Annotated in this window: 14 protein-coding genes; 3 read left to right on the plus strand and 11 right to left on the minus strand. The window is 40.5% G+C overall.

The genetic code is table 11. The annotated features are described in order from the left end of the window. Positions 1-66: 66 nt before the first annotated feature. On the plus strand, positions 67-705 hold the full coding sequence (locus CH377_RS05950) for a TetR/AcrR family transcriptional regulator (protein ID WP_100722896.1): 639 nt from the start codon (positions 67-69) through the stop codon (positions 703-705). A gap of 74 nt (positions 706-779) precedes the next feature. Here CH377_RS05950 and CH377_RS05955 read toward each other — a convergent pair whose 3' ends face one another. The 9 genes from CH377_RS05955 to CH377_RS05995 all read right to left on the minus strand — a co-directional run bounded on the left by CH377_RS05955 (position 780) and on the right by CH377_RS05995 (position 11,219). Beyond that, positions 780-1,847 carry a hypothetical protein gene (locus CH377_RS05955; RefSeq protein WP_100722897.1) on the minus strand — a complete coding sequence of 356 codons (1,068 nt, stop codon included), beginning with the start codon at positions 1,845-1,847 and terminating at the stop codon, positions 780-782. Positions 1,848-1,861: 14 nt separating this feature from the next. Further along, complete coding sequence (locus CH377_RS05960; protein ID WP_100722898.1) at positions 1,862-3,700, minus strand: extracellular solute-binding protein; 1,839 nt, start codon at positions 3,698-3,700, stop codon at positions 1,862-1,864. A 116-nt stretch (positions 3,701-3,816) separates the two neighbouring features. Then, a complete protein-coding gene (locus tag CH377_RS05965) occupies positions 3,817-5,850 on the minus strand; it encodes a RelA/SpoT family protein (protein ID WP_100722899.1) in 2,034 nt (677 codons plus the stop codon). Positions 5,851-5,852: 2 nt separating this feature from the next. Beyond that, entirely contained in the window at positions 5,853-6,725 is an 873-nt protein-coding gene (gene nadC, locus CH377_RS05970; protein ID WP_100722900.1) for a carboxylating nicotinate-nucleotide diphosphorylase, read from the minus strand. 144 nt (positions 6,726-6,869) lie between these two features. Beyond that, positions 6,870-8,465, minus strand: a complete 1,596-nt coding sequence (locus CH377_RS05975) for a lipoprotein LipL71 (RefSeq protein WP_100722901.1) — start codon at positions 8,463-8,465, stop codon at positions 6,870-6,872. Between the two features lie 42 nt (positions 8,466-8,507). Beyond that, the gene (locus CH377_RS05980) at positions 8,508-8,843 is read right to left on the minus strand and encodes an STAS domain-containing protein (protein ID WP_008595243.1); all 336 of its coding nucleotides are present in this window, start codon (positions 8,841-8,843) and stop codon (positions 8,508-8,510) included. A gap of 69 nt (positions 8,844-8,912) precedes the next feature. Beyond that, positions 8,913-10,037: a tRNA guanosine(34) transglycosylase Tgt gene (tgt, locus tag CH377_RS05985; protein ID WP_165780506.1), complete on the minus strand. Its 1,125-nt coding sequence runs from the start codon at positions 10,035-10,037 to the stop codon at positions 8,913-8,915. Further along, a complete protein-coding gene (locus tag CH377_RS05990) occupies positions 10,034-10,522 on the minus strand; it encodes a Fur family transcriptional regulator (RefSeq protein ID WP_008595524.1) in 489 nt (162 codons plus the stop codon). The genes tgt and CH377_RS05990 overlap by 4 nt, the downstream gene beginning before the upstream one ends. A 136-nt stretch (positions 10,523-10,658) precedes the next feature. Continuing rightward, a complete protein-coding gene (locus CH377_RS05995) occupies positions 10,659-11,219 on the minus strand; it encodes an LPS assembly lipoprotein LptE (RefSeq protein ID WP_100722903.1) in 561 nt (186 codons plus the stop codon). A 91-nt stretch (positions 11,220-11,310) separates the two neighbouring features. On the opposite strand from CH377_RS05995, the gene CH377_RS06000 reads away from it, so the two are divergent. Together CH377_RS06000 and CH377_RS06005 are read left to right on the plus strand one after the other, a co-directional pair. Then, positions 11,311-13,119: a M23 family metallopeptidase gene (locus tag CH377_RS06000; RefSeq protein ID WP_100723224.1), complete on the plus strand. Its 1,809-nt coding sequence runs from the start codon at positions 11,311-11,313 to the stop codon at positions 13,117-13,119. Positions 13,120-13,204: 85 nt separating this feature from the next. Next, complete coding sequence (locus CH377_RS06005) at positions 13,205-13,657, plus strand: flagellar basal body-associated FliL family protein (protein ID WP_100722904.1); 453 nt, start codon at positions 13,205-13,207, stop codon at positions 13,655-13,657. Positions 13,658-13,830: 173 nt separating this feature from the next. Here the strand turns inward: CH377_RS06005 and greA are convergent, their stop codons facing one another. Continuing rightward, positions 13,831-16,608: a transcription elongation factor GreA gene (gene greA, locus CH377_RS06010; protein WP_100722905.1), complete on the minus strand. Its 2,778-nt coding sequence runs from the start codon at positions 16,606-16,608 to the stop codon at positions 13,831-13,833. 402 nt (positions 16,609-17,010) lie between these two features. Continuing rightward, a complete protein-coding gene (gene flaA1, locus CH377_RS06015; protein ID WP_100722906.1) occupies positions 17,011-17,952 on the minus strand; it encodes a flagellar filament outer layer protein FlaA1 in 942 nt (313 codons plus the stop codon). Between the last annotated feature and the right edge of the window lie 14 nt (positions 17,953-17,966).

A 17,966-nucleotide genomic window follows, 5' to 3' on the forward strand; every position in this document is an offset into this window, starting at 1 on the left:
AAACAAAAATCGACTCTATAAGAAAAAAGTAGTCTGAGAAGAAGAGGAAATATAACTGTATTTCCTATGAAGCAGGGCCAGCGCACCCCGGTACAATCCCGAAGTAAGGAAAGATTAGATCTAATTCTTAGGACCGCAAAGGAACTAATCGGAGAAAGAGGGATAGACGCAGTTAGTATGAGGGAAATCGCTCAATCTGCCGGAATACAGATCGGATCCTTGTACCAATATTTTCCCGGTAAAAATTCTCTCTTACTCACCATCATGAGAGATTATTACGACAGAATTTATGCAGGAACCAAAGCCCTATTGGATGAGGTTAATACCGCGGAAGAATTAGAGGCCGCAGGCGAAAATGCACTCGTACAATTTGCGGAATTTTTCCAAAGAGATACAGCTCTCGCGAATCTTTGGGCAGGCGCAAGAGCAATCCCGGAATTAGTCTCGGAAGATATTTTAGACACTTACAGAAATGCGGAACTAATCATAAAGACCACATTACGTTGTCTACCCGGACTAAAGGAGAACGATATAAAACCTTTCTCACTATTCCTTAGCCATACCATGGGTACAATTGTTCGTTTTGCAGGAGAAATAGAAAAGGAAGAAGGAAAAGCGGTCCTTAAAGAATGCCAGGAAATATTCAGGCTAAGATTGAAATCATTGATAGATCTTTCTAAGTCTTCGCGAAAAAAGAATAAATAATCCGTGTAGAAGTTTTACAAAAAGAGTATTCAGTTCCCTCCTTTTTTTCTATGCGAGATAAAACTTCGTGCCTCTTACCCTAGCTCGAAAGAGCTTACAAACTCTTTGATCAGATTGATATGGTCCACTTCAGGAGAAGGATTTTCCTTACTCGGCTCGTATAGATGTTCATCAAAAACATGGTAATCGAAAATTTTGAGTTCGAAGTCAGGGATAGTTATGATGATATTTTCGGAATGAATATCAAAGATCAATTTTTCTTCGTTCGCAAGATAACGAGTTACCTCTATCACTCTATGAAAATCCAGAGCAATCTTTTTGAGCTTAGATTTACTTATGATCCCGAATCTATGAGTATCAAAATTCAATTTCCATTTAGGAAAAAGTGCATCCTGGATAGGATTCTGTCTGACTTTTTCATTCAATCGGATGAATTCTTTTAAGTGTTTTCCAGGCAACAAATTCTGGTTATCGCAAGGAGTAAGAGTGACGACTGGAATTCCTAATGGACTTCTCCTGAAACGTAAACCCATAAAGAATCGAGTAGGAAGTACAAGATCAGGAATTAGACTTTTTAATTTCCAATAATGAAGTCTTTCCAATCCTAAACGAGCGAACTTAAAACGGATCTCGTCCCTTTTGGATTCCCCCCATGCAGCTTTTTGCAAATGATGCATGAGGCCGATCTCTTCCGTTTTTAGATATCTCTCCAGATTATTCTGCACTTCTTTATATAAAGAACCAAAAATAGGGTCAGAAGGTAGTTTAGATTTTCCTATCTTAACAACCTGGTTCCAAGGAAGTGTGTATACGAATTTATAAGAGCCTCTTCCTATATAATTCTCGGAGGAGAGAGGCATAAAATTATCCAAAAACTCTCTACCATATCTATGCGTTATCCGAAACACGTGAGAAACAGGAAAAAGTTTTTCGTAAAACTTTCGGGCAAAGCCGGATTGCCTAAGACGGAAGTCAATAGGCAAATCCTCTTTCGGGATTTGAGAGTCTGCCTTGTCCGGATCAAAAAATAATTCTTTATCAAGGCCCTTTTCTAGGATCTCGATAAAGCTGGGAATCCCAGGAGAGTTCCAAAAATTCCGGATCGCTTCTCCGAATTCGCTGAATCTTCCTTTTTTTGCCATTAGAATCCCATTATTTATTTGGAATGGTAGTACAAGTCTCTTTTGTAAGAAGGAAGAGCTGTTTTATTCTTCTTAGAATTTTCTAGAGCCTTATCTTTTTCTTCATCGATCCACCATAAAGATTTGGCAGCGCCTTCTCCGGAATATCTGGCAAGTGGATTTTCAGGAGTTCCAAATCTATTCCAATAAAGGACTCTTGTAGATTTAATTCCCCAAAGAAGAACATACGGAACTTCTTTAGTTAAGATCTTATCTATCTTCTTCAAGATTTCCGTTCTTTTTTTAATATCGAATTCCGTTTTTTGCTGCTCGATGAGCTTGTCTATATCCGAATTTTTGAAACCGTTATAATTATTCTGTCCGTTCTCATTTGCATATTTGGAATCCCAATGATGTTCCGGATCCGGGAATGAACTTCCTGCACCCCAAGCCGCCCAGGTAACATCGAAATCATACTTGTCCATTCTTTCAGACCAGTTAGCAAGATCCGTGCTCTCAATAGTAACTTGGATACCGAGTTCTTTCACCCTTTCCATGAATAGAGTAAAATATTTTTCTACACTTCTATCTCTTTCCAGGATATGGATCACAAATTGTTGCCCGTCTTTTTCCAAGAAACCTTTTGCGTTCGGTTTCCATCCTGCCTCTGCAAAAAGTTTTTTAGCAACCTCAGGATCGTAATCGATGGCAGGATTCGGCAATTGTCCTTCTTCCCATACTGAACCGTAATAAGAATCAGTAAGTTGATATTCTCCGAATGCAAGTTTGTCCACCATGAGCTTTCTGTTCACTAAATGAGCGATCGCCTTTCGGATACGAACATCATCGAAAGGTTTTCTTCTCATATTGAATGCCCAGCCTTGGAAGCCCGACTTTTTATCATTATAGATTTTTTGTTTTATGATATAATTTTTATCAAAAGGTTCTCCGGTTGTATCCTGAACCCAAGTAGCAGCCTTATAAACAGGATATAAGTCTATATCACCTTTTTTGAATGCTTGAAATGCTACCGCATCATCATTAAATACTTTGAAGATAAGAGTATCGAAATTGTCAGTCCCTCTGTAAAAAGGATAGGCTCTCATCCAATAATCGTTCCTACGTTTCATTTTCACGTAGATCCCTTTTTTAGCGGACTGCAATTCATAAGGTCCGGAGATCACAGGGAACTCGAAATTTTCCTTATTAAAATCCTTTCCGTTATAATAATGTTCCGGAAGAATAAAAAATTCGTAAGCTATAAATTCAAAGTTTTTCCAGTGAATCTCTTTTTGAGTAAACTCCACTTCGAATTCATTCACTAACTTCGGTGCTTCGAAACGAGAAAGGTCAATCCTATGAAGAGCGGTATTATTTTTCTTATTCATGATGATTTCATAAGTGTATAATACGTCTTTAGCGGTAATAGGTTTACCATCGCTCCATTTAGCGTTTTTATCTAAATTGAATGTAAAAGTTTTTTTATCAGAAGAGATCTTCCAAGAAGAAGCAATTTTAGGAAGAGGTTCCAATGTAATTGGATGTCTTTCTAAAAGAGGTTCGAACATCTGGCCAAAGATCTCGGCAGTGGTAGAAAAATTCTCTAAATACCAATTCAAGGATTTAGGATACTGATGGCTATAGATCCTGAATATTCCTCCTCTTTTTGCGTTAGGAGAAACGGCTGGATTCGGTTTTCTTAAAGCTTCCGGGATACTATTCGGATCTCCGTCCCAAGGAAGATCTTCAGTCGCCACTGAAATTTGGACTTCTTCCTTCTCTTTGCAACCGTTCGAAACAAACGTAATTACGGATAATAAAAGTGTAAAATAGCAAATGTTCAGGAGTTTGGAATTTTTTAGAGCAAGGTTCAAAGCACACCTCTTAGGAATGTTCGTGTTCGAAAGCTTCCGGGAAAACCCGATTTCAGGCAAACTTAAATGTAAAATTTTCGATGAAAAGATAGAAGGATCAAACCCGCAGTTAATCCTTATTTAACCCTATGAGCAAAAACCACATCTGGGATCCGTTTTAAGTTGCCGAGGATCTCCTTCAATTGGTCCAAATGTTCCACTTCTATCATGAAGCGAGCCATCAAAGTATCCTTTTGTACTGTAGAAGCTCCGGCCTCCAATATATTCGTCTGGGTTCCTGAGATACTTTTTACCATCTCCAAGTAAATTCCCTGGCGATCCTTAGCTTTCACTTCTACTCGAACAGGAACCGGCTCCGTCTGGCCATAATCCCAATCCACTGTGATCTGCCTGAGTTGTTCTTCTTCTCTTTGTTTTAACGCGACATTACAGTTCTTTTTATGAACGGAAACACCACGCCCTCTTGTTACGAAACCGATAATCTGGTCTCCAGGAAGAGGAGAACAACAACCAGAAAGTCGCACAGGAATATCCCTTAGTCCTGCGACCAAAATTTTTCCGCCGGCAACTTGGCCTTGCGTCTGAGTTTGTTTGGAAACTTTTTCGGAAGGCTTACGTTTAAGTTCTTCTAATACTTCTGCATTTAGTGTGAGCTCTGCTGCACTCTCCGCACCTTGTTCCAAATCCTTACTGGTTTCTTCTCTCAGTTTTCTGAAATAAGCCCGTAACTTTTGTCTGGCAGAAGGAGTTTTAACAATACGAAGCCAGATAGGAGAAGGTTTGGATCTTTTATCTACTACAACCTCTACCTGGTCACCACTGCGTAGTTCAGTCCGAAGAGGGATCATTCTACCGTTGATCTTTGCTCCCTTACAATGTAAACCCACATCAGTATGGATTCTGAATGCAAAATCCAGAACGGTCGCACCTTTTGGAAGTTGTATAATTTCTCCCTTAGGAGTGAAAACGAATACCTCATCTTCATGAAGATCGTATTTTAGTTCTTCTAAAAATTCCTTAGGATCTAAAGAAGAATCCTGCCAAGTCTGTAAAACTTCCAACCACTTGACCGTTAGGTGTCTTTCGTTGGCATGAGTTTTACCTTCTTTGTATACCCAGTGAGCTGCGATCCCGAATTCAGCAATCGCATTCATCTCTGCAGTTCTGATCTGCACTTCTAAAGGTTTTCCATCAGGACCGATCACAGTTGTATGAAGTGATTGGTACATATTCGTCTTAGGAGTTGCGATATAATCCTTAAATCTTCCTGGAACAGGAGACCAAAGTGTATGCACAATTCCGAGAACTCCGTAACAGTCTTTGATCTCGTCCGTAACGATACGGATCGCTCTTAGATCAAAAATTTCATCGAAGGTTTTTTCCTTCGTTTTCATCTTACGATAAATAGAGAAAAAATGTTTTGCTCTTCCTTCTACATTCGCGTTGATCTGAATTTCTGCGAGTCTCTGTTTTAGGATCAGCTGCAACTTTTCTATATAGTCTTCTCTTTCGGACTTTTTAGCACTGATCCTTTTTTTAATATCCTGGTATTCTTCCGGAAAGATAACTTGGAATGCTAGATCTTCCAGCTCAGATTTTACTGAATAGATACCAAGTCTTCCTGCAATAGGAGCGTATAATGAAAGAGTTTCGTTTGCGATCCTTCTCTGCTTTTCAGGAGGTTGGAAAGAAAGAGTTCTCATATTATGGGTCTTGTCTGCAAGCTTGATCAGAATAACCCGAATATCCTGTATGGTTGCGATAATGATCTTTCTAATATTCTCAGCTGCCTCAGTCTCTTTGGATTGGCTTTTGATCTGAGAAATTTTAGTCACACCTTCCACAAGCTGAGTGATCTCAGTCCCGAAATCTCGGACCATATCATCTCTAGTGTATTTTGTATCTTCTATCACATCATGAAGAATACCAGCAGAGATTACCTTCTCATCCAGACCCAACTCATATAAAATAAAACCTACTTGAAGAGGGTGAACAATATATGGCTCACCTGAAAGACGGAACTGGCCTTGGTGAGAATCTTCAGAAACCTTATAGGCCTTTTCGATCATTTCCAAGGCTTCGGGGCCCATGGTTTCCCGAACTCCTTCGATTAACATTTCTTTGGTGGCTGGAGCCTTAACAAATCCCATTCTTAGGTCCTTATATCCAAACCGAGATCCAAAAATCTGGTTGTATGAGTCAGGTATCCCATGCTCACTCCTACCCCAGGAAATTCGGACAATGCTTCTAATTTTTCCGGAGTGATACTTCCGGAACATTCTATTAGGATTTTAGGATTTTTTTCTTTTACCCTTTGGAACGCTTTGCGTGTATCAGGTATATTAAAATTATCTAACAGTAAAACGTCTGGTTCCGCTTCGAGTGCATCTTCCAGTTGATCCAAAGAATCAATTTCTAATTCCACCATTCTTCCGGGAAAATTGGATCTGATCTTTCCCACTGGAATTTTTGCAGATCCGAATAAAGCCAAATGATTGTCTTTGATCATTGCCATTTCAGAAAGATCCAATCTATGATTGGAACCTCCTCCACAATATACAGCATACTTTGCAAGTTTCCTGTAACCTGGCAGGGTCTTTCTGGTATCCAGGATCATTATACCCTTAGACCCGTACTGATCCACGATCTTTCTAGTCGAAGTAGAAATACCGGAAAGATATTGTAAGAAGTTTAGAAGGATTCTTTCTACTCGTAACATAGAGAGAAGGCTGCCTTGTATCTCAGCGATCTTGTCTCCTTTGACGAACTTTTCTCCATCTTTAAAGAAGAAGTTAAACTGCAGATCTCCTTCTGAAAGTTTGGAAAGCACTTGAGAGACACCGCTACCACAAAGAATACCTTCTTCTCTTGCATTTAAGAATGCGATTGCTTTTTGATCTGGAGAGAATAAGGAAACAGACGTTATATCTTGGTCAGGACAATCCTCGTCCCAGGCCATTTTAGCTAGGGGAAAATAATCCGCCTCGCTCGTCTCTGATATAGGCTTAGTATAAGCCCTCTTCACTTGGAATTCACCGCTAAGTAAAACTGTTTCGAATAATAAATGAGGATCAAGCGGAATTCTAGATTTTCATACTTCATAAAAAAGAAAGGCCCGGAAAAATCCGAGCCTCACATTTGTTAGAGTTGCTAAAATATTAGACTTAAATCAACGAGCTTCTTCGTCGCTTTCCTGTTCACCAGAATCAGAAGGTTGCTCATTTCCTGTAGAAGGTGCCGGAGTAGTAGGCTCTTCTTCTTCCGGTTCTTGCTCAGAAGTGGAAGCAGGAGGAGTTGTAGTCTCTTCCTTCTTCTCCTCTGGAGTAGATGCTTCTACTTTGTCACTTCCAGTCTGCTTCTTAGGAGCTTTTTTAGGATCAAACTTAGTGGATCCTTTAGCAGGTGGAATTAACAACACTTGTTTTGGATAAATCAAGTTTGCATTTCTGATCTTGCTGCGGTTCGCTTCGTAGATACGTTTCCAAAGTTTAGAAGTGCCGTAATGTTGTTTGTAAGCTGCAATTCTCCAGAGGCAATCTGCAGGAATTTTCTTACGAACTACGTATTTTTTCCAACCTTCAGGAAGTTCTCCGGAAGAAGAAGCAGTTGTATCTTCTCCTTTTCTTGTGGAAGAGGAGCTAGAGTCTCCTGCATCACCTTTGCGACCTGCGACTGAAGATCCAGTGCGTAATCTTTCTGCGATATCATCAGACTGATCTACTACGATGCGAGAAAGTCTGATCGCTTCTTCAGATCTACCGATAGAATCTTCATATTTTTCGGAAGAATATAACTCTTCTGCGGAAGCTAAAGACTCATCCGCCGCTTTTAAGTTCTCGTCAGCTCTTTGGTAAGAAGTTTGGAGATCTTTGCTGGATTTCAGTTTGGACTGATCGATTCCAGATAGTTTATCCTTAGCTTTTCCGATAGAATCTTTTGCTTCTACCTTCTTCTTAAGTGCATAAGCTTGGATATTTTTTGCTACGAGTTCTGCTGATTTTTTGCGGATATCATCAATATCGGAATAACCTTCTTTGATTTTTCCTTCGTCAATCTTACCTTTTGCTGCATTCAAACGTTCTCTTGTTTGGGCTACTTCAGGATCTTGGCCACCTGCATATCTGTCCGCATCATCCAGATTTTTTTCGATATCTGCAAGAGAATCGATCAACTGTTGTTTTTGGGAAAGAGCCAAAGACTTGGCATCAGTTGCTGCCTTTTTGGACTCCAGATATTTTTTATTACTTTGTTCGTACTGATCGAAAGCGGCAAGACGAGTCTTAAGTTTAGCGTCGTCTCCAGATTCCTTAGGATAGGATTCCAAAGTGCGATCCGCATTATCTCTTAGAGTGTCCCCTTCTTTCTTAAGTTCTACTGCATTATTATAAGGTTCTGCAGCAAGTTGAGAAGCATAGGCCTCGTCCGCTTCGTTAATAGCGGTACTAGCTGATGCTTTGGACTCCTCGGTCAATTGAGGATAAGATTTTTCTAATGCATCGTACGCTTTACTTTTTGCGTATTCAGCGCTTTTTTTGGTCTCGCCCAAGTCTTCGTTAGAAGCCTTTTCATGAGCGGTCAAAAGACTTTTGCGAGCTTCCTCGAATTCTCCGGAAGCGTATCTTTCCGCGCCTGCATCTTTAGCGCGAGTGATAGCGGTTTTTGCTTCCGCCAATTCTTTTACGGGTAGTTCTGCCCCACAGGCAACTAGGAATCCTAAAACTCCCAGTACCAATGATGGGAACGATATAGCTCGAAAAGTTTTCATTTGTTTTGCACCAGCCAGAGGATCGTTAAAAAAGTGCCTTACTTATTTGAAGGCAGCGACTGCATCAGCTTCGTTATCAAAGATCTCGAAGAATGACGTTAATTTAGTTAATTCAAATACCTTTCTTACGGAACCCGCAACATTGATAATCTTAAGTCCACCCTGGTATTTTTTTAAGTTAGAGAGGCTGGAAATCAAAGCACCGATTCCGGATGAGTCGATATAAGAGACCTTTTCCAGATTGATAATAGTATAGTATTTCTGCTCTTCAATGAGCTTTGCGATCACATCCTTAATCTCAGGGGCGTTGTATAAATCGATCTCCCCATTGATGTCCAGAATTACGATGTTACCGCTTTCCCTTCTGGTGATTTCCATAAAAAATCAGCAACTCCTTTCTTTATCTGTTTGAACCATCCTACAATAGGGGGGTCATTCTCTATATAGTCAACGAGAAATTTCCGGTGTTTCGTACAAATTTTTCCATTTAACGAAAAACTCGCTGAAATTTCCAACTTCGATGGAATGTCGAAGTTCTTTCATGAACTTTTTCATAAAATGCAAATTATGGTACGTGCTCAAGGAAAATGCACTTAGCTCTTTCACGTGATGTAGGTGTCTGATATACCCAATACTGTATCTTTTACACACTTTACATTCGCATTCCGGGTCCATCGGCTCATCTCGAAACTTCCATTTTTCATTTCTGAGATTCACCTTTCCTTGAGAGGTGAACACTTGCCCATTTCTAGCATTGCGGGTGGGAAGAACGCAATCAAACATATCGACTCCGTTTCGAACTCCTTCCAAAATATCCGGAACAGTTCCTACTCCCATCAGATATAATGGTCTAGTCCGATCGGTGTAAGAGGAAATTCCTTCCATAGTCCGAATAAAATCAGGTCTCGGCTCTCCGACAGAGAGACCTCCAATCGCAATTCCGGAGAAAGGAAGTGAGCGGATCTTGTCCAAACTCTCCAATCTCAGATCTAAATTGGTCCCACCTTGGAAAATCCCGAATAGAAATTGATTACGTTTGTCTTTCGCCCAATAGTTTACGGCTTCTTCCGCCCAGCGATGAGTCCTGTCTAGAGCATCCTTGATCCGAGCAACAGTTCCATCTCCAGGAGGACAATCATCCAGGACCATCATGATGTCTGAGCCGATCGCTCTTTGGATATCGATCACTTTCTCCGGAGTGAAAAAATGAGGACTTCCGTCGATATGAGAACGGAACTCCACACCTTCCTTCTTAAATTTCACGAGAGAATTCAGGCTGAAAACTTGAAAACCACCGCTGTCTGTGAGTAGAGCTTTTTTGTAAGAAACGAAGTTTTTGAGTCCGCCGAATTTTTCCAGGACCTCTGTGCCTGGGCGAAGATACAGATGATATGTATTTCCTAAGATCAGTTCATAACCTAACTCATCAATATCGTCGGAGTCCAAAGACTTGATTGCACCTCTTGTGCCCACAGGCATGAATACAGGTGTTGGAATTTCTATTCCGTTGAGAGATAAGGTTCCGGTCCGAGCGAAAGAATTTGGGTCTGAAACTCTGGATCTATAGATCATTTTTTGTTCGGACAATTCGGATCCAAACAAGTGCCGTAAATATTCAAGCTATGACCAGTGATCTTAAATCCGTTGCTTGCAGCAGCCTGCTCTTGCAACTGTTCGATCCTCTCATCCATGAATTCTACGATCCTGCCGCAGTCTCCACAGATAATATGATCGTGATGAGTATGACCTATAATATGTTCGTAATACTTATAATCTTGGCCGAAATTATGCTCCTGCAATAATTTCGCTTCTACCATGATGGATAGAATTCTGTAAATCGTGGCCTTGGAAATTTTATCCCTTTGGTCCTTGAATTCTTCCAAAAGGCTTTCCGCGGTAAAGTGATTGTGCAGGGAGAAAATACGTTCTGCGACTAACATCCTTTGGTTGGTGATCTTTAGTCCCTTTTTCTGTAAGTAATCAGAAAAAGTTTTCATCTCCATCCGGATGGAATCGTCTACGGTTTTCAGAATTTCAGTTTCTCGGTCTTTATTCATTTTTCAGGAGGAATGGAACTCACTTGCAGAATTTTCCTTTCGAATCAAGGAATCTGAGCGTTCACATTCTTTTCCACAATTTAAGATCCGGTTATGAGAATTATCAAGTGGAATTTCATTTTTAGGAAATGAAATACTACTCTTCCTCACCTTCTATCTTGCCCGCTATAGAATAGTACCAGGCTCTTTCCAATTCTTCTGCGATACGAACCGCAAGAATTTTGAGTAATCTGGTCTGGGCCTGCCCCTCCGTTTCCATAAAACCAACTTGGTCAGAATAGATAATTCTTGCAGGGATCTCGGTTCTTTCTAATGGAATTTTTTCGCCTCCAGCTTTCTGGAGTTCTACCTTACAAACAACGAACATTTCTTTGCTCAATTGTTGGCCACCCTGATCTAAAAGAGCTCCTACCTGTTGGTAATGACTGATCTCTCCATAGATACGATATGCGGCTTGGGACTTCTCCCTGGTTTGGATAAATCTTCCTCTATAGTTGATCTCTTGTTTTACCAAATCGGAAAGAGTAGTATGCATTGCGATCCCATAGGAATTGTTCCGAAAATTCTGCACATACACAGTACGTCTGGAATCAGGGATAGGAATGCCGTCGATTTTAGGAGGATTGCCGGGCTCCCGAGTCAGATAGGTGCAATGGCTTAGGCAAAAAACCAGAAAAATCGGAACAAGAAGCCTCATAACATCAGGCTTTTCCCCAAGTATGAGGCTGCAAGAAAATTTCATAGATTTCAGGCTTTACAATTTTGAGGAACCAGATCTGAATTCGCAAATGGGAAAAAATTTCCTGAAACTTTTTCCGCAAATCCCTCTTCGATCCGGACTCGTAATTCTAGTATTCATGCTTGCATGGGGAGAAGGTAAGGCAGGCGAAACCGGTTCCAAAGTATCCGCAGTTTCTCCCAGTCTAAAAACAAATCCGGCCGTTCAAAAAAATATTTGGGATGATCTCACTCCTGAGGTTTTGGCCGATCTCGGTAATTTAGGTTTTCCGATGGAGATGGAAACTCCTATCTCGGGTTCCTATGCAGAATATAGAGTGCATCATCTTCATATGGGCTGTGATTTTAAAACATTCCATACGAACGGGATCGCTGCAATTTCTCCTTTCCAAGGATATATAGAATCGATCGGACAATCCACAAAGGGATACGGTTCCAATATAATTTTAAAATCCTCCGGTTCTAATCTAAAGGCTAAGTTTGCTCACTTACTGGATTTTAAAGGTTTCAGAAAGGATTTAGATCTGCTGAGAGAAGCTTTGGCATTACTTAGCGGCGGGGAATTTCAGGTAAAACTTTCTCCCGGTTCTTATAATCTCCCCAAAGGAGAAAATATAGCAAGGTTAGGAGAATCCGGGACAGGGGTAAGTCATTTACACTTCGAATTACATTTACCTAATGGAACCTTAAATCCTCTCCCCTATTTACCTTTGAGAGGAAAAGACAGATATTCTCCTGAACTTTTGCTATTGTATGTGGACTCCGAAGACGGAGTACAAGCCAGATTACCTTTGGAAAAAAAAGGAGAAGGTAAATATACACTTCCAGGAAACCAAAAACTGAACCTAGCGGGAGGGGTTCGTTTTAGGTTGGGTGCTTATGACCAAATGACTTCCAGGAACAAAAACAATTTATTCTTTGCAGGACTTTATAAGGACGAAATCGCTTTATATGAAAGATCCTTTAGAGGAATGAGTTACGAAGAAGCAAGGATCCATCATGATATTTTTGATTCGAATCGTTCTTCTTTAAATCCTCCTGTTTATGTTTATAACCTATTCCCTGCAAAAGGACCGAGTATAGATCTTAGAAATTTCGAAACCGGAAGCACGATCAAATTGGTTCTCAAGGCATCCGATCACGCAGGAAATCATTCTGTTCTTCCCCTAGAAATAGAAGTCGGGACAGTAAATGGAAAAAAATCATCTATTACGAAAACTGAATTCACCTCCACAGATGGTGTCTTGAAGATCAAAACTCCCGCAAAAACAACTTACGGCCAAGGCTCATTACTTTTTAAAAAATTGGAAAAACTGGAAGAAGATCTTAAACTTCCGGAAGGACTCAAATCCAAAGGTTCTATTTATGAATTGGAATCTTCCGATCTATCTTGGGTGGGAGAAGCAGAACTTACTTGGAGAGGCGCGGCCCTCGGCAAAAAAGACGGGATCTATATTTACGATAAGGCTTCTAAAAAATGGTCTGCTTTAAAACAGAAAGGTCAATTGGGTTTACTTACTAAACTAGGAGCGCTCGCAATTCTCACCGACGATGCGAAACCGGCAGTCAATTATCCATATCTGATCACAAGACATAGAAGGATCAAAGGCCAGGAAGAAGAAGGAATTGAGGAAAGATTATATTCCGTTTCCGACACAGGTTCCGGTTACGCCGGCGGAGCAGAGGTTTTATTAGAAGGAGAAGTATATCCTAGCGAATTTGACGCGGACCGCAAGATGCTGATCGTCAAATTCCCTAAAACTTTCTCCGCTTGGAAAAAATATATGTTACTTCAGATCCGAATCAAAGACAGAGCAGGAAATTCTTCCGATTGGTTTACTGATCTAGTGCGGTTTTAATTTTAGAGACTTGGAGCTCGTTTCGCACAGAGTTCACGAAGGTCACAGAGTTATATTTTTTATTACTAGAATCGCGGAGATTTTTATGGATCGAAAACTCAAAATCGCAATTATCCTCATCGGCATTCCAATCGTATTGTTCTTAGGGTTGATCTGTTTTTCTCCCGGTGTCTATTACATAGCGTCCTATTTCGCGGCCAAACAATACAAACAAGATCTCAGTCCAAACTTAAAAGATCAGGTCTATTTTAAATTTAGCGATCCCTTTGGAATTAACACCAAAGATTCAAAATCCGTAAAATTCAAATTGGCATTTTCTTACGAACCTAACCAACCTAAATTAGAAAAAGAATTAATAGTCAGGACGACCCAGATCCGTTCATTAGTGAATATGATAGGAGCCTCTAAAGTCTCGGAGGAATTTCAAAGTATTCAATCCCAAATCGACTTGAGAGAACAAATTCAGGCCACAACAAATCATATCTTAAGCGACGGCCAAATTACTGGAGTTCTAATTTCGGATATAGAAATTAGATAAGCTTTTCGAAATTTTAAGTTCGCACAGAGTTCACGAAGATCACAGAGATAATAACTCCCAAACCCCTTAGTGCTCTCTCTGTGTGCTCCCGCGCGAAACCTTCCCTACAAATAAAAAATCCCCACGATGCAAACACCGCAGGGATCTTTTAGAAAACCGGATTGGCTTTTTTCTTAGTCTTGGTTTTGGAGAGAGTATCTGCTGATTTGCAGGACCTTAAACTTGGTTTCTGCTCCACCAAGATTTAAGGAAGCGTTATCTCCTACTTTTTTACCTAAAAGAGACTTAGCAAGCGGTGACTGGTAAGAAATAATATTCTTCTCAGTATCCGCGTCCCATGCTCCCAAGATTGAATAAGTTTGGTCTTCTCCACTGGACTCGTTTTTGAGTTTTACAGTGGTTCCGATGTTGATACGATCCGTTTTCACGTTGGAAAGATCTAAAACGATAGCAGCCTTAAGTTCTGCTTCCAGTTTTTTGATCTGAGCTTGGAGCTGGACTTGTTTTTCCATAGCGGCTTTGTATTCCGCGTTCTCTCTTAAGTCCCCTCTTTCCTGAGCCTCTCCGATATCTCTGGAGTTTTCAGGCATCTCAACGTTCACTAAATGATCGAACTCAGCTTTTTTAGCGTTTAGAGCACGACGAGTAACAAGAACTGCATTTTCTGGGATTCTCGCCAGAACATCCTCTTCCTCTTCATCATCATCCTCTTCTTCCCAGATCAAATCAGGTTTCAGAGCTCTGATAAGAGACATCAATTTGTCTTTTTCAGTCTCTTCGATATAAGGAACTTCTCTATAAAGAGCATAAACTTTGCGGATATATTCAGAGTCTCCGTTTTGGATAGCCTCGCTGATCACTACTGCATCGTTTCCGAATAGGATCTCTTGGCAGGTGTTCTTAAGCTTAGTTCCTTTTTCCTCGATCTTGTTCAAAGGTTTTAATAAACGAAGAACTCTTAGGATTAGATCCTGTCTGGAAACGTTCATCCATTCTTCTTCCCAAGTTTTGAGAAGGATAGATTTTGCCACCCAAAGGAATACTTCAGGATTTTCTTTCGCACGACTGGATGAGGTTTCGATGAATAAGTTTAGTTCAGCGAATTTTCCGTCAGCTTCCAGAACAGAAACAACGTATTTGTTGTTCTTAACCGGAACTTCGAAAAGAAGTCCAACCAGGATATTGACCCAATCAGAATGAGATTTTTTCACTAAGTCAACGAAAGACTTTTTGATATCCAAGTTGCTGATCTTAGAAGAATATTCCAGGACCTCTTCTCTTTTTAGAGACTTAACGATCTTGGAAACATCATCCAATTTTTGGTATCTTTGGAAATCATAAGGACTTCCATCTTCTCCTTCCATGGTAGAAGCGACTTCATCCAGATACAGATACGCAACTATCTTACGGAATGAATCGTGAGTTTGTTCTTCTTCGAAATAATGATGAGCGAAGGTATCAATCGCTGACTCAGCTTCTTCTTTGTTGCGAAGCGCTTCGATCGCGATGTCCAAACGTTTAGCAGGATCCGCGTTCGCGTTGAATTTTTCAGTCAATTCTTCCGCGTAAGTGATCGGTTTTTCTCTATACCAAAGTTCGTCTTTTTTCTTAGGGTTAAAGCCAAGGTTATCTTCTTTTTTGATAACATTCTTAGCTTTGTTCCACCATTTAGACCAATCGACTACAGGGATAAATTTTCCTGCGATCTCTGCTTTCATTTCTGCAACCAACATATGGTTTTCGAAAGAAGTTAATAATTCTTTAAAGAAGCCGGGAACATCGCTCTCAAAAAGGGAAACAACGGAAGCCTTGTCTTCATAGAATCTTACCCAGATATGATCTCCTTTCAAAGGTTTCAAGCTGGTGATCGCCATTTGGATAGAAAGTTTATGATTCTTCTTATCTTTAAAGTCTACGAAGATAGAATCTCCGTTAGGCGAAATCGAAACGATCTTACCTACTCCCCAGTTCCTGTGAAGAACGTAGTTACCGGTATCGAATACGATGTTTCTTTCGAAGTTGGAAATACAAACCTTAACAGGTTTTCTGTTATTTCCTAACTCGGACATTTTCAAGAAGTCTTCCAACAAGCTGTGGTTGGCATATTTCAGTTTATAAACTCTGATTAGTTCGTTTCTTGCTTTGTTGGAAACAGGTTCATGATCCAGGATTTTTTTCAAAAGATAGATCACTCTATCCCAATCTTCCGTAATCTTGAATGGATCAACTAACGGATAAAGATAACCTGCAAGACGGGTCTTTTCGCGGTGGCCTAAAAGGATACGTTCTATCTTTTCTACGAATTGGATATCGTCATAACTATTGGTTACGAAAATAGGCCAAATCTCTTCGAATTGTAGGTAATCTTTTGTTTTTGCAAAGGTTTCAATCGCTTGTTTTAAATAAGCGACCGCTTTCTCTTTGTTTTCATCAAGAATTGCTAATGCGTATTTTTTAGCGATCTCGGGGTTCTTGCGATCTTGTTTTGCAAGTTTTTCCAGGATTGGTTTCAGCTCTTTATTCTTTTTTAATTTTTCAAGAGCTTCTGCCTTAAAACGAAGAGCGTAACGGTCCTCCCCGAATTTTAGAATATTATCAGTGATATGTTCAATGATGACCCATTTGCTAGCTTGTTTGAAAGAATCCAGTAGAGTCTTAAAATAAGAAGCAGCGTCTATACTTCCTTTTTGTAATCCGAGTAATCCAAGCATGTATCTTGCAGAAATACTTTCAGGATGATCAGCAAGATGTTCTTCTAATTTAGTTTTAGCTGAATCTATAAGTCCGGATGATTGAAAGGATTCTATAAGATCGTCGTAAATTTTAAATTTAGATGCTGGAATGGAATTTGCGTCCGAGCGTACATAAATCTCCTCGTTGAAAAGAGAAGTCAGCTTGTCCAGTTCGCTGGCAGGCTTAGTTTCCGCGGTTGTCGCAGTTTCGTTAGACATAGGAATTACTCCGCCGACGGGGTCGGCATTCAAAAATAGGTTCGGATGGGCGGTTTTTTTGTCTCTTAAGAGCCCTTTCAGATCAATTATAGCAGCTTAGGCTTATCCGTAAACTAGAATTTGAGGGAACGCGCCTCAGAGTGCATTTCCCTGTCACTTAGGTATAAAATCAGTAGAAAAAGTAGGATTTTTCACGCTAAGTCGCGAAGATAGAAGGAGACGCTAAGGTCTTTTTCGCACAAAGACACGGAGAGAAGTTTTTAAGTTTTATAGGAAGTCCTCACAGATACTCGCCCCCTCCGTGACTCGGTGGCTCTGTATGAGAAAATCTCTGTGTCTCCCAAAAACAAAAAACGCGGGAAAGTTCCCGCGTTTCGTTAGAGTCGGATTGTGAGGAAAGGCTTACTTGCCGTTTCCACCACCTTCACATTCTTTCTCAGCTTTCACTTTCAACATCTTATCCAACTTACGTTTAGAGCGGCAATCATCCGCATCGAAGTCGATAGATGCTCCGTCGAAGTGAACTTCGAATACGTCTGAAAGAACTCTTAGCTCATCAAAGAAGAGGTAAACAGTTTCTCCACTCGTATCGTTACGAGAGCGAATTTTAAATTGTTTGAATACAAGTGTCTTCACTTGTGGGAAAGAGTTTACGTCTTGAGGAACTCCCGGAGGAATTTCAAAAGTAAGAGGTCTCCAACCGATAAAGTCCAGATCTCCGAATTGGAAGATATGAGAGTCACCTTTCCAATCTTCTAACCAACCTTCTAGGTTATACTCGTTACCACGACCGCAAACCCAAACAGAAACCGCTTTTACGATCCCTGGGAATTCAACACCATAGATCTTGAATTCTTTTCTTTTATTATTCGCGTCCAGGTAAGCCATTTTACGAGTGATCTCGTATTCAGGAGTGCGAGGAGGACGAATACTTACGGAATTATCTCCCGGGAAAGTAAATGCGAATTTAATTCCCAAAACCTTTCCAGTTCCGGCATCTACGTTCTTGATGTCTCCAGGTTTTCCAGGAAGAAGTTTAACTTCTCTCAATGCCTGCGCGTTAGAAGCGGTAGGTTGATACTGACCTTGTTGTCCTTGAGGAACAATGGTGTCCTTATCTGTCGCCACTTCCCAACCGTAAGGTGCAGCACCAGGAGGATTATCCCAAGATTCTACAGTGATGGAGCGTAACTCCATTCCACTTACGTCGATACCGGTAGGAGATTCGATCCCACCTTTTTTCTTTTTGATAAATTGCGCGCTCACGGTCCCGAGAAGAAGGATGGAAGAAATACCTACTACTACTGCCGCGGTGATTTTAGTTTTTTTGCTGAGGTTTTTCATACGTGTCCTACCGG

This window comes from Leptospira haakeii (assembly GCF_002812045.1).
GTDB classification, from domain to species: domain Bacteria; phylum Spirochaetota; class Leptospiria; order Leptospirales; family Leptospiraceae; genus Leptospira_B; species Leptospira_B haakeii.

Bases quoted from the DNA above. Each gene is read 5' to 3' on its own strand.
- CH377_RS05950 (WP_100722896.1), top strand. From the start codon at position 67: ATGAAGCAGGGCCAGCGCACCCCGGTACAATCCCGAAGTAAGGAAAGA.
- CH377_RS05955 (WP_100722897.1), bottom strand. From the start codon at position 1,847: ATGGCAAAAAAAGGAAGATTCAGCGAATTCGGAGAAGCGATCCGGAAT.
- CH377_RS05965 (WP_100722899.1), bottom strand. From the start codon at position 5,850: ATGGGATTTGTTAAGGCTCCAGCCACCAAAGAAATGTTAATCGAAGGA.
- CH377_RS05975 (WP_100722901.1), bottom strand. From the start codon at position 8,465: ATGAAAACTTTTCGAGCTATATCGTTCCCATCATTGGTACTGGGAGTT.
- CH377_RS05980 (WP_008595243.1), bottom strand. From the start codon at position 8,843: ATGGAAATCACCAGAAGGGAAAGCGGTAACATCGTAATTCTGGACATC.
- tgt (WP_165780506.1), bottom strand. From the start codon at position 10,037: ATGATCTATAGATCCAGAGTTTCAGACCCAAATTCTTTCGCTCGGACC.
- CH377_RS05990 (WP_008595524.1), bottom strand. From the start codon at position 10,522: ATGAATAAAGACCGAGAAACTGAAATTCTGAAAACCGTAGACGATTCC.
- CH377_RS05995 (WP_100722903.1), bottom strand. From the start codon at position 11,219: ATGAGGCTTCTTGTTCCGATTTTTCTGGTTTTTTGCCTAAGCCATTGC.
- CH377_RS06000 (WP_100723224.1), top strand. From the start codon at position 11,311: ATGGGAAAAAATTTCCTGAAACTTTTTCCGCAAATCCCTCTTCGATCC.
- CH377_RS06005 (WP_100722904.1), top strand. From the start codon at position 13,205: ATGGATCGAAAACTCAAAATCGCAATTATCCTCATCGGCATTCCAATC.
- greA (WP_100722905.1), bottom strand. From the start codon at position 16,608: ATGTCTAACGAAACTGCGACAACCGCGGAAACTAAGCCTGCCAGCGAA.
- flaA1 (WP_100722906.1), bottom strand. From the start codon at position 17,952: ATGAAAAACCTCAGCAAAAAAACTAAAATCACCGCGGCAGTAGTAGTA.